The sequence below is a fragment of the Streptomyces violaceoruber genome, from assembly GCF_033406955.1.
Classification (GTDB): domain Bacteria; phylum Actinomycetota; class Actinomycetes; order Streptomycetales; family Streptomycetaceae; genus Streptomyces; species Streptomyces violaceoruber.
Genome location: NZ_CP137734.1, coordinates 3,265,385 through 3,278,515, shown reverse-complemented (window position 1 = coordinate 3,278,515; position 13,131 = coordinate 3,265,385). Strand labels below are relative to the sequence as shown.

14 protein-coding genes and 1 riboswitch are annotated in these 13,131 nt (G+C 73.1%); of the genes, 9 read left to right on the top strand and 5 right to left on the bottom strand.

The window, feature by feature from the left end:
* Positions 1-65 precede the first annotated feature (65 nt).
* A riboswitch (ZMP/ZTP riboswitch) is annotated at positions 66-155 on the top strand.
* Between the two features lie 35 nt (positions 156-190).
* Positions 191-1,636 carry a glycine hydroxymethyltransferase gene (locus tag R2E43_RS14345; protein ID WP_003974134.1) on the top strand — a complete coding sequence of 482 codons (1,446 nt, stop codon included), beginning with the start codon at positions 191-193 and terminating at the stop codon, positions 1,634-1,636.
* Positions 1,637-1,650: 14 nt separating this feature from the next.
* Here R2E43_RS14345 and R2E43_RS14340 read toward each other — a convergent pair whose 3' ends face one another.
* Positions 1,651-2,307, bottom strand: a complete 657-nt coding sequence (locus R2E43_RS14340) for a hypothetical protein (RefSeq protein WP_332056252.1) — start codon at positions 2,305-2,307, stop codon at positions 1,651-1,653.
* 116 nt (positions 2,308-2,423) lie between these two features.
* On the opposite strand from R2E43_RS14340, the gene trpS reads away from it, so the two are divergent.
* Positions 2,424-3,443, top strand: a complete 1,020-nt coding sequence (gene trpS / locus R2E43_RS14335; RefSeq protein ID WP_003974132.1) for a tryptophan--tRNA ligase — start codon at positions 2,424-2,426, stop codon at positions 3,441-3,443.
* A gap of 176 nt (positions 3,444-3,619) precedes the next feature.
* Positions 3,620-4,198 (top strand): 2'-5' RNA ligase family protein, encoded by a 579-nt coding sequence (locus R2E43_RS14330; RefSeq protein ID WP_003974131.1) that lies wholly within the window; start codon positions 3,620-3,622, stop codon positions 4,196-4,198.
* A 100-nt stretch (positions 4,199-4,298) separates the two neighbouring features.
* Here R2E43_RS14330 and R2E43_RS14325 read toward each other — a convergent pair whose 3' ends face one another.
* Together R2E43_RS14325 and R2E43_RS14320 are read right to left on the bottom strand one after the other, a co-directional pair.
* On the bottom strand, positions 4,299-5,054 hold the full coding sequence (locus R2E43_RS14325; protein ID WP_016327093.1) for a decaprenylphospho-beta-D-erythro-pentofuranosid-2-ulose 2-reductase: 756 nt from the start codon (positions 5,052-5,054) through the stop codon (positions 4,299-4,301).
* A 34-nt stretch (positions 5,055-5,088) separates the two neighbouring features.
* Positions 5,089-6,462: an FAD-binding oxidoreductase gene (locus R2E43_RS14320; RefSeq protein ID WP_332056251.1), complete on the bottom strand. Its 1,374-nt coding sequence runs from the start codon at positions 6,460-6,462 to the stop codon at positions 5,089-5,091.
* A 142-nt stretch (positions 6,463-6,604) separates the two neighbouring features.
* Between R2E43_RS14320 and R2E43_RS14315 the strand changes: the two genes are divergently transcribed.
* From R2E43_RS14315 to R2E43_RS14300, 4 genes are read left to right on the top strand one after another with little or no spacing between them, the layout of a single operon-like run.
* Positions 6,605-7,114, top strand: coding sequence for a phosphatase PAP2 family protein (locus R2E43_RS14315; RefSeq protein ID WP_003974128.1), 510 nt, complete (start codon positions 6,605-6,607; stop codon positions 7,112-7,114).
* Complete coding sequence (locus R2E43_RS14310; RefSeq protein ID WP_011029901.1) at positions 7,107-8,075, top strand: decaprenyl-phosphate phosphoribosyltransferase; 969 nt, start codon at positions 7,107-7,109, stop codon at positions 8,073-8,075. The genes R2E43_RS14315 and R2E43_RS14310 overlap by 8 nt, the downstream gene beginning before the upstream one ends.
* A complete protein-coding gene (locus R2E43_RS14305; protein ID WP_011029902.1) occupies positions 8,069-8,542 on the top strand; it encodes a GtrA family protein in 474 nt (157 codons plus the stop codon). Before R2E43_RS14310 ends, R2E43_RS14305 begins: the two co-directional genes overlap by 7 nt.
* Positions 8,530-9,462: a YihY/virulence factor BrkB family protein gene (locus R2E43_RS14300; protein WP_272925986.1), complete on the top strand. Its 933-nt coding sequence runs from the start codon at positions 8,530-8,532 to the stop codon at positions 9,460-9,462. The genes R2E43_RS14305 and R2E43_RS14300 overlap by 13 nt, the downstream gene beginning before the upstream one ends.
* Here R2E43_RS14300 and R2E43_RS14295 read toward each other — a convergent pair.
* The gene (locus R2E43_RS14295; RefSeq protein WP_332056250.1) at positions 9,410-10,837 is read right to left on the bottom strand and encodes a D-alanyl-D-alanine carboxypeptidase; all 1,428 of its coding nucleotides are present in this window, start codon (positions 10,835-10,837) and stop codon (positions 9,410-9,412) included. The genes R2E43_RS14300 and R2E43_RS14295 overlap by 53 nt on opposite strands.
* On the opposite strand from R2E43_RS14295, the gene R2E43_RS14290 reads away from it, so the two are divergent.
* Together R2E43_RS14290 and R2E43_RS14285 are read left to right on the top strand one after the other, a co-directional pair.
* The gene (locus R2E43_RS14290; RefSeq protein WP_003974124.1) at positions 10,776-11,015 is read left to right on the top strand and encodes an SCO4848 family membrane protein; all 240 of its coding nucleotides are present in this window, start codon (positions 10,776-10,778) and stop codon (positions 11,013-11,015) included. The genes R2E43_RS14295 and R2E43_RS14290 overlap by 62 nt on opposite strands.
* A 54-nt stretch (positions 11,016-11,069) precedes the next feature.
* Positions 11,070-12,380 carry a metallophosphoesterase gene (locus R2E43_RS14285; protein WP_016327096.1) on the top strand — a complete coding sequence of 437 codons (1,311 nt, stop codon included), beginning with the start codon at positions 11,070-11,072 and terminating at the stop codon, positions 12,378-12,380.
* Here the strand turns inward: R2E43_RS14285 and R2E43_RS14280 are convergent.
* On the bottom strand, positions 12,371-13,126 hold the full coding sequence (locus tag R2E43_RS14280; protein ID WP_011029905.1) for a TetR/AcrR family transcriptional regulator: 756 nt from the start codon (positions 13,124-13,126) through the stop codon (positions 12,371-12,373). The two genes, R2E43_RS14285 and R2E43_RS14280, sit on opposite strands and share 10 nt — an antisense overlap.
* Positions 13,127-13,131: the final 5 nt, after the last annotated feature.

Genomic DNA, 13,131 nt, shown 5'->3' with positions numbered 1-13,131 from the left:
GTCCGGCCCAGCCGTCTCCCGCATCCCGGACACCACGGCACCGGCCGAACCCAGCCGGTACCCTGACCCCGGGCCGTGACTGGCGCGCTGGGATGGGACGAACCATCGGGAAGCGGCCCCGGAAACACCGAGAGCCGTGCGCCTGGGCCATCCGTACCGCGAACGCTGCAACCGACGTCCGGAGGACCCCTTGCCCGCCGAAATCTCCCCCGAGTCCACCGCCTACCGAGCCGCCCTCGACGTGATCCGCGCCGTCGAGCCGCGCGTCGCGGACGCCATCGGCCAGGAGGTCGCCGACCAGCGCGAGATGCTCAAGCTGATCGCCTCCGAGAACTACGCCTCCCCGGCCACGCTCCTGGCGATGGGCAACTGGTTCAGCGACAAGTACGCCGAGGGCACCATCGGCCGCCGCTTCTACGCCGGCTGCCGCAACGTCGACACCGTCGAGTCCCTCGCCGCCGAGCACGCGCGCGAGCTGTTCGGCGCCCGCCACGCCTACGTCCAGCCGCACTCCGGCATCGACGCCAACCTGGTCGCCTTCTGGGCCGTCCTGGGCGCCCGGGTCGAGGTGCCCTTCCTGGAGAAGACCGGCGCCCGCCAGGTCAACGACCTGACCGACGCCGACTGGGCCGAGCTGCGCCAGGCCTTCGGCAACCAGCGGATGCTCGGCATGTCCCTGGACGCCGGCGGCCACCTCACCCACGGCTTCCGCCCGAACATCTCCGGCAAGATGTTCGACCAGCGCTCCTACGGCACCGACCCGGCCACCGGCCTCATCGACTACGAGGCCCTGCGCGCCTCCGCCCGCGAGTTCAAGCCGCTGATCATCGTCGCGGGCTACTCCGCGTACCCCCGGCTGGTGAACTTCCGGATCATGCGCGAGATCGCCGACGAGGTCGGCGCGACCCTCATGGTCGACATGGCGCACTTCGCCGGACTCGTCGCGGGCAAGGTGCTCACCGGCGACTTCGACCCGGTCCCGCACGCCCAGATCGTGACGACCACCACCCACAAGTCGCTGCGCGGCCCGCGCGGCGGCATGGTCCTGTGCGACGACTCCCTCAAGGACCAGGTCGACCGCGGCTGCCCGATGGTCCTCGGCGGCCCGCTCCCGCACGTCATGGCCGCCAAGGCCGTCGCCCTCGCCGAGGCCCGCCGGCCCGCGTTCCAGGACTACGCCCAGCGCATCGTGGACAACGCCCGCGCCCTCGCCGAGGGCCTGACGAAGCGCGGCGCCACCCTGGTGACCGGCGGCACGGACAACCACCTCAACCTGATCGACGTGGCCTCCTCCTACGGCCTCACCGGCCGCCAGGCCGAGGCCGCGCTGCTCGACTCCGGCATCGTCACCAACCGCAACGCCATCCCGGCCGACCCGAACGGCGCCTGGTACACCTCCGGCATCCGCATCGGCACCCCGGCGCTGACCACGCGCGGTCTCGGCACGGCGGAGATGGACGAGGTCGCGGGCCTCATCGACCGCGTCCTCACCGCCACCGAGCCCGGCACCACCAAGTCCGGCGCCCCGTCCAAGGCCTCCCACGTCCTCGACGCGAAGGTCGCCGACGAGATCTCGCACCGCGCCACCGACCTGGTGGCCGGCTTCCCGCTGTACCCGGAGATCGACCTCGGCTGAGAGGCCGCGAGGCTCTAGAGGTCGATCAGCTCCTGCCGCGGCTCCCCGCGCGGCGGTCCGGTCCGCAACCGGTCCGCCGCGCGGCGCACCAGCAGTGTCCCCGCGACGCCCGTCCCGAGCCCGGCGGCGGCCCACCACACCCCGTCCGGCCCGCCGTCCTCTTCCGCGTCCCCGGTCCCGTCCTTCGCGAAGAAGCCCTCGTCGGCCAGCCAGGCGTAGGTGTCCCGGTCCACCCGGTGCCAGCGGATGTCGTCGTCCGCCACGTCGGGCGCCGGATCGGTGCGCACCCACGGCGTGCCGTCCCCGGCCAGGAACAGCTGGTCCTGCCGCAGCATCGCCACGTCCCCGCCCGGCGCCCGCTCCGTCTGCGGCCACCCCCCGACCCCGGTCAGCCCCCACAGCACCGTGCACCGCACCGGGGGACGGCGATCCCGCGTCCAGTCCTGCGGCACCGGCTCGGATCCCGAGTACGACGGGTCGAGCAGGCTGCGCAGCCGGTCGAAGTCCCGCTCACCCGCGTGCCAGGACGTGGTGCGCCCCGAGCCCGTCCACACGACCACCGCCACGTCCGGATCCACCAGGGGCGCCGTACCGTCCGCCACCGCGGTCCCCGGCACGCCCGTCCACAGCACCGCGGCCAGCGCCGCCCCCGCTCCCGCCCACCACCGCACGCCGTACCCCCTCCGGCCCCGCCCTTGCTCCCCGCCCTTGTTACACCGTCGGGCCGGGAATGGATCCCCCCTGTTCCGAACCAGTGCCCGACCGCCCCCCGCGGCCTGAGAGAATAATGAGCATGGCCAACGAACGTCCCCGTGTGCTCTCCGGTATCCAGCCGACCTCCGGCTCGTTCCACCTCGGCAACTACCTCGGCGCCGTCCGCCAGTGGGTCGACATGCAGGACACCCACGACGCGTTCTACATGGTCGTCGACCTGCACGCGATCACGGTCCCGCAGGACCCGAAGGAGCTGCGCGAGAACACCCGCGTCGCCGCCGCCCAGCTCCTCGCGGCCGGCCTCGACCCGGACCGCTGCACCCTGTTCGTGCAGAGCCACGTCCCCGAGCACGCCCAGCTCGGCTGGCTGATGAACTGCATCACCGGCTTCGGCGAGGCCTCGCGGATGACGCAGTTCAAGGACAAGTCCGCCAAGCAGGGCAACGACCGCACCACCGTCGGCCTGTTCACCTACCCGATGCTGATGGTCGCCGACATCCTGCTGTACCAGGCCGACCAGGTCCCCGTCGGCGAGGACCAGCGCCAGCACCTGGAGCTGACCCGCGACCTCGCGGACCGCTTCAACCAGACCTACGGCGACGCCTTCACCGTGCCGACCGCGTACATCCTCAAGGAGACGGCGAAGATCTACGACCTTCAGGACCCGACCGCCAAGATGAGCAAGTCGGCGGCCACCCCGAAGGGCCTGATCAACCTCCTCGACGAGCCGAAGGCCACCGCGAAGAAGGTGAAGAGCGCGGTCACGGACACCGACACCGTGGTCCGCTTCGACCGCGAGACCAAGCCCGGCGTCAGCAACCTCCTGACGATCTACTCCACCCTCACCGGCGCCGAGATCGCGGAGCTGGAGCGGAAGTACGAGGGCAAGGGCTACGGCGCGCTGAAGACGGACCTCGCCGACGTCGTCGTGGAGTTCGTCACCCCCTTCCGGGAGCGCACCCGGCAGTACCTGGACGACCCGGAGACGCTCGACGCGATCCTCGCCAAGGGCGCGGAGAAGGCCAGGAGCGTCGCCGCCGAGACCCTCGCCCGGGCGTACGACGAGGTGGGCTTCCTCCCCGCCAAGCACTGACCCGCGACACCGCCCGGGAGTGCCGCCGCCGCGGCACCCCCGGCACCGTCCGTGCGCCCCGGCATGCCGCCGTAGCGCTGCACATCACTCCGGTTGCGCCTGCCCACGGCACGGCGGTGGCCGTACAGTCGATATCCGGGTGTCCGCCCGAAGGACACACAACGACAGGAGACGAAGTGGGGACCGTAACGATCGGCGTGTCGATCGCGGTCCCGGAGCCTCACGGCAGCAAGCTCCAGCAGCTGCGCGCGGGCTTCGGCGACGCCGCTGCTCACGGCATCCCCACGCACGTCACCCTGCTGCCGCCGACCGAGGTCGACGGCGCCGCGCTGCCGGCGGTCGAGGCGCACCTGGCGGAGGTGGCGGCGCGCGGCCGGCCCTTCCCGATGCGGCTGTCCGGCACCGGGACCTTCCGCCCGCTGTCGCCCGTCGTCTTCGTCCAGGTGGTCGAGGGCGCGGCGGCCTGCTCCTGGCTGCAGAAGCGGGTGCGCGACGCGTCCGGCCCCGTCCCCCGCGAACTGCAGTTCCCGTACCACCCGCACGTCACCGTGGCGCACGGCATCGAGGAAGCGGCGATGGACCGCGCCTACGAGGAGCTGTCCGACTACGAGGCCCAGTGGCCCTGCACCGGCTTCGCGCTGTACGAGCAGGGCGCCGACGCGGTCTGGCGCAAGCTGCGCGAGTTCCCCTTCGGCAGCGCCACCGTGCCCCCGCAGGCAGGCCGGGTGGAGACCGGCTCCCTGCCGACGCGGTAGCCGCGCCTCGCACCGGCAGCCGAGTCACACGCGCAGCCGGACCGTCACACGGGCAGCCGAGTCACACGCGCAGCCGGACGTCACACGGGCAGCCGGACCGTCACACGGGCAGCCGCCGGAACACCGCCCGCGGCAGGTGCCGCACCGCCGACATCACCACCCGCAGCGCGCCCGGCACCCACACCGTCTCCGAACGCCGCCGCAGTCCCAGCTCGATGGCCGTGGCCACCGCCTCGGGCGTCGTGGCGAGCGGTGCCTCCGCCATCCCCTCGGTCATCCGCGACCGCACGAACCCGGGGCGTACGACCATGACGTGCACGCCCGTGCCGTGCAGCGCGTCGCCCAGGCCCTGCGCGAAGGTGTCCAGTCCTGCCTTGCTGGAGCCGTAGATGAAGTTGGCGCGGCGGGCCCGCTCACCGGCGACGGAGGAGAGCACGACCAGCGAGCCGTGCCCCTGTGCCTGGAGGGAGCGGGCGGCGACCAGCCCGGCCGAGACCGCGCCGGTGTAGTTGGTCTGCGCCACCCGCACGGCGTTCAGCGGCTCGCGCTCGTCGTGCGCCTGGTCGCCCAGGATGCCGAAGGCCAGCAGCACCAGGTCGATGTCGCCCTCGGCGAACACCTTGCCGAGCGCCGCCTCGTGGCCCTCGGGGTCCAGCGCGTCGAAGGCGACCGTACGCACCTCGGCGCCGAGCCCGCGCAGTTGCCCGGCGGCCGCGTCCAGGGCGGGGGAAGGGCGCCCGGCCAGCCACACCGTACGGGTGCGGCGGGCCACCAGGCGGCGCACGGTGGCGAGCGCGATCTCGGAGGTACCGCCGAGGACGAGGAGGGACTGGGGGAGGCCGAAGGCGTCCTTCACGACTGCTCCAGACATGTCAGTGGTGGCAGGGGCGTCACAGGGCGAGGCGGCGGGCCAGGTCGGAGACGAACACCCCGCGCGGGTCCAGTTCCGCGCGCAGGGTACGGAAGTCGTCCAGGCGGGGGTACATCGCGGCGAGCAGTTCGGGGCGCAGCCGGGAGTCCTTGGCGAGATAGACCCGGCCGCCCGCGTCCGCGACCTCCTCGTCCAGCTCGTCCAGGAACGCGCCGAGCCCAGGCAGGCCCGCCGGGATGTCGAGGGCGAGCGTCCAGCCCGGGACGGGGAAGGACAGCCAGCCGGGGTCGGCCGCGCCGAAGCGCTTGAGGACGGCCAGGAAGGACGGGCAGCGGCGGGCGGAGATGCGCCGCACGATCCGGCGCAGGGCCTCCTCGCGGCCGTGCCCGACGACGAACTGGTACTGCACGAAGCCCCCGCGGCCGTAGACCCGGTTCCAGTGCGGGACGCCGTCCAGCGGATGGAAGAAGGTGGCGATCCGCTGGAGGCGGCCCCGGCTCTCCCGGGGGGCCTTGCGGTACCAGACCTCGTTGAACAGGCCCACCGTCGTACGGCTGAGCAGTCCGCCCGGCAGGAAGTCGGGGGTCGCGGGCAGGCGCGAGGTGCGGAAGGCCAGCGGCGCGTGCCGGGCGCGCGAACGGGCGGGCAGCGCGTCCAGCGGGGCGTGGTCGCCGCGGGTGAGCACCGCGCGGCCGGTCGCCCGCCCGCGCGCGAGGAGGTCGATCCAGGCGACCGAGTAGCGGTAGCGGTGGTCGGTGGCGGTCAGCCGGGCCATCAGGTCGTCCAGGTCGCCGGCCCGCTCGGTGTCGACCGACATCAGTGCCGTTTCGACCGGCTGGAGCCGCAGCGTCGCGGTGAGGATCACGCCGGTCAGCCCCATGCCCCCCGCCGTCGCGTCGAACAGGGGCGTGCCCGGGGCGACGGTGCGGACCCGGCCGTCGGCGGTGAGCAGCTCCAGCGAGACCACGTGCCGTGTGAAGGACCCCGACACGTGGTGGTTCTTGCCGTGGATGTCCGCGCCGATCGCCCCGCCGACCGTCACGTAGCGGGTGCCGGGCGTCACCGGCACGAACCAGCCGAGCGGCAGCAGCACCTCCATCAGCCGGTGCAGGGAGACGCCCGCGTCGCACAGCACGGTGCCGCCCGCGACGTCGACGGCGTGCACGCGGTCCAGGGCCGTCATGTCGAGCACGGCGCCCCCGGCGTTCTGCGCCGCGTCCCCGTACGCCCGGCCGAGCCCCCGGGCGATGCCGCCCCGGGCCCCGCAGTCCCGGACGGCGACGGCCGCCTCCTCGTACGTCCGCGGCCGGACGAGGAGCGCCGCGGTGGGCGCCGTGCGGCCCCAGCCGGTGACGGTGCCCCAGTCGGCGTCGGGAACGGTGTCGGCAGACATGGCGGTGACCGTATCGCCCCGTCTCGCCATGTGTGAATGGTTAGTCCCAAAACATTCGGAGCATCCCTGAAACGGGTGATTAATGGTATGTCGCTCCGACGTGCCCGCCTTCCCGTGCCGCGGGCGTGGACAGTGAGTCCACATGGACGACCTCGACGACATGGACCACCGGATCGTCAGCGCGCTCAGGGCCCGCGGAACCGACCCGCGCGTGGCCGGCGCCGCGCGCGCCCTGTCCTGGGCGGGGGAGCACGGGGCGCTGTGGCTCGCGGCCGGCCTCACCGCGGCCGCCGTGGACGCGCCCCGGCGCACGGCCTGGCTGCGCGGCACCGCCCTCACCGCGGGCGCCCACGTCGTCAGCATGGGCGTGAAGCGGGTCGTGCGCCGCCCCCGCCCCGCGCACGTCGTCCCCCTGGTGCGCACCGCGGGCCGGCACTCCTTCCCCAGCTCCCACGCCACCTCGGCCGCCGCGGCCGCCGTCGTCTTCGGCACCCTCGGGGTGCGGGCCGCCTGGCCGCTCGCCGCGGCGGTGTGCGCCTCCCGGCTGGTCGTCGGCGTCCACTACCCCTCCGACGTCGCCGCGGGCGCCGCCCTGGGCGCGCTCACGGCCCGGCTCGGTGCCGACTGGATGCGCGGAGGCACCCGTGACTGACACGGCCGTCACCGACACCGCCGTCCTGCGCCAACGCGCCCCCGAACAGCAGCGGGAGCCCGACCCGCCGCGCCGCGCGAGACGGGTCCCGGCCGGACTGCTGCGCACCGCGCGCCCCCGCCAGTGGGTCAAGAACGTCCTGGTCGTCGCGGCCCCGGCCGCCGCCGGCGAACTGTTCTCCGCGCCCGCGCCGGCCCGGCTCGCCCTCGTCTTCGTCCTGTTCACCGCCTGCGCCGCCGCCGTCTACCTGGTCAACGACGCCCGCGACGCCGAGGCCGACCGCGCCCACCCCGTCAAACGGCACCGCCCGGTCGCCGCCGGAGACGTCCCGGTGCCGCTCGCCTACGCCGCCGGAGGCGCCCTGGGCGTCCTGGCGCCCGTCCTCGCCGCCTGGCTGTGCCCCGCGCCCGTCGCGGTCCTGCTGACCGCCTACCTGGCCATGCAACTGGCGTACTGCGTCAGCCTCAAGCACGTCCTGGTCGTCGACCTCGCCGTCGTCACCACCGGCTTCCTGATGCGGGCGATGATCGGCGGACTCGCGCTCGGCATCCCCCTGTCGCGCTGGTTCCTCATCACCACCGGCTTCGGCGCCCTGTTCATGGTCGCCGCCAAGCGCTACTCCGAAGCCGTGCAGATGGCCGGGAAGGACGGTGCCACGCGCGCGCTGCTCACCGAGTACACCACCGGCTACCTGCGTTTCGTCTGGCAGCTCGCCGCCGGGGTCGCCGTCCTCGGCTACTGCCTGTGGGCCATGGAGGAGGGCGGCGTCCCGCACACCAGCGTGCTGCCCTGGCGCCAGCTCTCCGTGATCCCCTTCGTCCTGGCCGTCCTGCGCTACGCCGTCTTCGCCGACCGCGGCACCGCGGGCGAACCCGAGGACGTCGTCCTGCGCGACCGCGCCCTCGCGCTGATCGGCGTCGTCTGGCTCGCGATGTACGGCCTGGCGGTGGCCAATTGGTAGCCGGCCGGCGCGAACTGCTGGGCTTCGCCTCCGCCGGCCTGCTCGCCTACGCCGTCGACCTCGGCCTCTTCACCTGCCTGCGCGGCCCGGCCGGTCTCGACCCGCTCACCGCCAAGGCCCTCTCCTTCGTCGCGGGCTGCTCGGTCGCCTACGCGGGCAACGCGCTGGGCACCTACCGCCACCTCGGCCGCCCCCGGGGCCTGCGCCCCTGCGCGGTGTTCTTCGCCGTGAACGCCGCCGGCGCCGCCGTGCAGCTGCTCTGCCTGATCGTCAGCCACTACGGGCTCGGCCTCACCTCGCAGCGCGCCGACACGGTCTCCGGCGCCGGGGTCGGCATGATCCTGGGCACGATCCTGCGCTTCTGGGGCACAAGGACACTGGTCTTCCGGTCCGCGGCCGGATCCGGGGGGCCCTCGGGATCATGGAACGCGACGAGCGGGGGCAGGGTCGGATCATGGACTGGCTGAAGAAGCTCCCCGTGGCGGGACCGTGGATCGCCCGCCTGATGACCACGCACGCGTGGCGCTCCTACGAGCGTCTCGACCGGGTGAAGTGGTCCCGGCTGGCCGCCGCCATGACCTTCACCAGCTTCGTCGCGCTCTTCCCGCTGCTGAGCCTGGCCGCCGCCGTCGCCGCCGCCACGCTGAACAAGCAGCAGCAGGACAAGCTCCAGGACAAGCTGGCCGAGCAGATCCCCGGCATCTCCGACCAGCTGAACATCCAGGGCCTGGTCGACAACGCCGGCACCGTCGGTGTGATCTCCGCCCTCCTGCTGCTGTTCACCGGCATGGGCTGGATCGAGGCCACCCGGGGCTGTCTGCGCGCCGTGTGGGAGCTGCCCGACGAGGACGAGAACCCGGTCCTGCACCGGGCCAAGGACGCGGGCGTCCTCGTCGGTCTCGGCGGCGCGCTGCTGATCACCGTCGGCATCTCCACCGTCGCCTCGGCGCTGGTCGGCTGGATCATCCGCACGATCGGTCTCGCCCAGGGCGGGGTCGGCGGCGTCCTGCTCTACGTCGCCGCCTTCGCCGTCGCCGTGCTCGCCGACTTCCTGCTGCTCCTGTACGTACTGACCCTGCTCCCCGGCGTCCAGCCCGAGCGCCGCCGCCTGGTGGTGGCCGCGCTGATCGGCGCGGTCGGCTTCGAACTGCTGAAGCTGCTGCTCAGCGGCTACATCCAGGGAGTCGCGGCGAAGAGCATGTACGGCGCCTTCGGCGTCCCCGTCGCCCTGCTGCTGTGGATCAACTTCACCGCGAAGCTGGTGCTGTTCTGCGCCTCCTGGACGGCGACGGGCAGCAAGGCGCAGGAACTGGGAGAGCCGGGCGACGCGGACGTCACGGACGGGTCCGGCGGCGGACCAGGTCCGGCAGCGGCCACTTCCGGTTGATCAGGAACGCACCGCCCGCGAGCAGCGCCAGCACCCCCGCGGCGATACCGGCCGCGACCCCGGCCCCGCCGGCCCCGTCGCCGGCCGCGGCTCCCGCCACCGGCTTCGTGCCCGCGCCGCCCTTCCCGGTGCCGCCGGCCTCACCGGAGGCCTCCGCCGAGGGGCTCGCCGCGGTGGCGCTCCTCGGCCTCACCAGCTCCCCCACCGGCCGCACCTTGCCGGCCGCCCGGAAGCCCCAGTCGAACAGCCGGGCGGTCTCCTTGTAGACCTCGTTGTGCTTGTCCTCCGCCGGGTGCATCACGGTGACGAGCAGCACCTTGCCGCCCTGCTCGGCCACGCCCGTGAAGGTGTTGCCCGCGTTGGTGGTGTAGCCGTTCTTGACGCCCGCGATGCCCGGGTAGACCTCCACGTCCGCATCACCGGCCAGGAGCCGGTTGGTGTTCTGGATCTCGAAGGGCTCACGGCTCGTTTTGCCCTTCTTGTCCTTCTTCGTCTCGCCCGGGAACTTCGCACGGACCGTGGAGGCGTACTCGCGGAAGTCCATCTTCTGCAGCCCCGAACGGGCGAAGAGCGTCAGGTCGTACGCGGACGAGACCTGCCCCGGCATGTCGTAGCCGTCGGGGCTCACCACCGTGGTGTCGCCGGCCTGAAGTTCCTTCGCGTGCGCGTTCATGTCCGCGACGGTCTTCTCGACACCGTCGTTCATCGCCGACAGCACGTGCACGGCGTCGTTCCCCGAGCGCAGGAAGACGCCGAGCCACAGGTCGTGGACGGTGTACGTCTCCTCCTCCTTGATCCCCACCATGCTGGACCCGGAGCCGATGCCCGCGAGGTCGGAGACCTGGACCTTGCGCTTCGTCGTCTTCGGCCACTTCGGCAGCAGCGTGTCCGCGAACAGCATCTTCAGGGTGCTCGCCGGGGCCAGCTCCCAGTGCGCGTTGTGCGCGGCCAGCACGTCGCCCGACTCGGCGTCCGCGACGATCCACGACCGGGCCGTGAGGTCCTTCGGCAGCACGGGCGCCCCGCCCGCCAGGTCCACCTGCGTTCCGGGCTTCCCGAGCCGCGCACCGCCCACGCCCGACATCGACGCCGGCGGAGTGGCCGACGGACTCGTCGACGGGCTCGGGGCGGCGAGCGCGGTGGGGGAGAGGAGGGCGAGAGCGGTCAGGGCGGCGGAGGTGACCGTCAGGGATCGCCTGAGGGCCTTCTTGGGAGCGGGCACGAGCGGAAACGTACCCCCCGTGATCGGGTCGGTCCCACCCCCCTCCCCACCCCGCGCACGGATCCGGACAGCGTGCGGCGATACTGAAACCATGAAGCTCAGCCGCCCCGTCTCCTGGTTCCTGCTCGCGTTCGGGGTGTGGAGCTGGATCATCTGGATCACTTTCGTCAAAAACCTGGTCAAGGACGGCAGCGGGCTCGCCTTCGAGGACGGCGACCCCACGGCGTACTTCTGGGTGCACCTGCTGCTCGCGATCGTCTCCTTCGTATTGGGGACGGTCGTCGGGGTCATCGGGTTGCGCGGCGTGCGCGCACTGCGCCGAACGTCATAGGCGACGAGGACGTCACGGACGCCCTGAGCGTCCCAACCGAGGGGATACGACGGCATGGTGGTCGTCTTCGTGCTGGTCGCGTTGCTGATGGTGGGCGTCCTGGTGACGGCCAACTGGTACGTGTGGCGGCGTCTGTTCCGCGACACCACCCGCGCCCCGGGTCCCGTGCGCCGAATCGGCGCGGCCGTGATCGCCGGGGGCTGGCTGCTGGCGGTCGGGGCGCTGGTCGCCGAGCGCGCGGGCGCCCCGTTCTGGCTCCAGCGGGTGCTCGCCTGGCCGGGCTTCCTGTGGCTCGCCCTGTCGATCTACCTGCTGCTCGCGGTGCTCGCGGGCGAGGTCGTCCGGCCGCTGCTGCGGCGGTTCCTGGAGCGCAGGGCGGCCGCGCGGCGGACGGCGGGGGCGGAGCCCTCGGTCACCCCGCCCGCGGACACCTCGCGCATACCGGCCGGCACGGCTCCGCCGAAGACGCCCGAGGCACCTGAGGCGCCCGAGGCGCCGGGGACCGAAGCCCTGGCAGCCCAGGGCAGCCCCCTCGCCGTACCCTCCCGCCGTCTCTTCGTCTCCCGCGTCGTCGCCGGTGCCGCCGCGGCGGCGGCCGTCGGCACGGTCGGCTACGGCACGTACGGCGTGCTGAGCGGCCCGAAGGTGAAGCGGGTCACGGTGCCGCTGGCCAAGCTCCCGCGCGCGGCGCACGGCTTCCGCATCGCCGTCGTCAGCGACATCCACCTGGGCCCGGTGCTCGGCCGGGGCTTCGCGCAGCAGGTCGTCGACACGATCAACTCCACGCAGCCCGACCTGATCGCCGTCGTCGGCGACCTGGTGGACGGCAGCGTGAAGGACCTCGGCCCGGCCGCCGCCCCGCTGGCCCGGCTGAGGGCACGGCACGGCGCGTACTTCGTCACCGGCAACCACGAGTACTTCTCCGGCGCCGAGCAGTGGGTCGCCGAGGTGCGGCGGCTCGGGCTGCTCCCGCTGGAGAACGCCCGCACCGAGCTGCCCCACTTCGACCTGGCCGGCGTCAACGACGTCGCCGGCGAGGACGAGGGCCAGGGCCCCGACTACGACAGGGCCCTCGGCGACCGGGACCGCTCCCGCGCCTGCGTGCTCCTCGCCCACCAGCCGGTGCAGATCCACGACGCCGTGGACCACGGAGTCGACCTCCAGCTCTCCGGCCACACCCACGGCGGCCAGCTCTGGCCCGGCAACCTCATCGCGGGCGCCGCCAATCCGACGCTGGCGGGCCTGGAGCGCTACGGCGACACCCAGCTCTACGTCAGCCGCGGCGCGGGCGCCTGGGGCCCGCCCACGCGCGTGGGGGCGCCCTCGGACATCACGGTGATCGAGCTGGCGTCCCGTCAGGCCTGAGGACCGGCATCCCGCGTCGGCTTCTTCGCCGGGTCCGGCATCACCTTCGTCATCCCCGGCAGGAAGTCCGTGAACAGCTCGTGCACCTCGCGCACCAGCGGGCGCAGCACCCGGAAGCGGGCCAGCACGACGCCCCGCGCGGTGAGCCGGGCGCCGCGCTCGGCGAGGCGGTAGCTGCGCTCGCGGCCCTCGGTGCGGTCGAAGATCCAGTACAGGACGAGGCCCATCTGGGAGAGCCACATCAGCTCCGGCAGGATGTCCCGCAGCTCCTCGGGCACCTTGGTCTTCGCCCCGGCGAGCACCGCGCGGTGGATGCCGATGGCCTCCACGCGCGCGTGCTCCGACTCCGGGGAGAAGGGGCTGAGCGGGCTGTCCGGGTCGGCGGCGTTCTTGAAGAACTGCACCGCGAACTCGTGGTACGGCGTGGCGATGTCCAGCCAGACCTTCAGCACGCCCGCCAGCCGCGCCTCCAGGTCGGTCTCCCTGGCCAGCACCTCGCGGACCGCCGCCCGGTGCTCGGCGGCGATCCGGTCGTAGAAGCCCTGGATCAGGTGTTCCTTGCCGGCGAAGTAGTAGTACGCGTTGCCGACGGAGACCCCGGCCTCCTGGGCGATGGCCCGCATCGTGGTCCGGTCGTAACCGCGTTCCTGGAACAGCCGCATGGCCGTCTCCAGGATCAGCGCGCGGGTCTGCTCGGACTTGCTGAGGTGGGCGCCGTCGTCGGGGCCGTCGTTGGTCGCAGGCACGGGTC

Bases quoted from the DNA above. Each gene is read 5' to 3' on its own strand.
- trpS (WP_003974132.1), top strand. From the start codon at position 2,424: ATGAGCATGGCCAACGAACGTCCCCGTGTGCTCTCCGGTATCCAGCCG.
- R2E43_RS14320 (WP_332056251.1), bottom strand. From the start codon at position 6,462: ATGTCTGCCGACACCGTTCCCGACGCCGACTGGGGCACCGTCACCGGC.
- R2E43_RS14315 (WP_003974128.1), top strand. From the start codon at position 6,605: ATGGACGACCTCGACGACATGGACCACCGGATCGTCAGCGCGCTCAGG.
- R2E43_RS14300 (WP_272925986.1), top strand. From the start codon at position 8,530: ATGGACTGGCTGAAGAAGCTCCCCGTGGCGGGACCGTGGATCGCCCGC.
- R2E43_RS14290 (WP_003974124.1), top strand. From the start codon at position 10,776: ATGAAGCTCAGCCGCCCCGTCTCCTGGTTCCTGCTCGCGTTCGGGGTG.
- R2E43_RS14295 (WP_332056250.1), bottom strand. From the start codon at position 10,837: ATGATCCAGCTCCACACCCCGAACGCGAGCAGGAACCAGGAGACGGGG.
- R2E43_RS14285 (WP_016327096.1), top strand. From the start codon at position 11,070: ATGGTGGTCGTCTTCGTGCTGGTCGCGTTGCTGATGGTGGGCGTCCTG.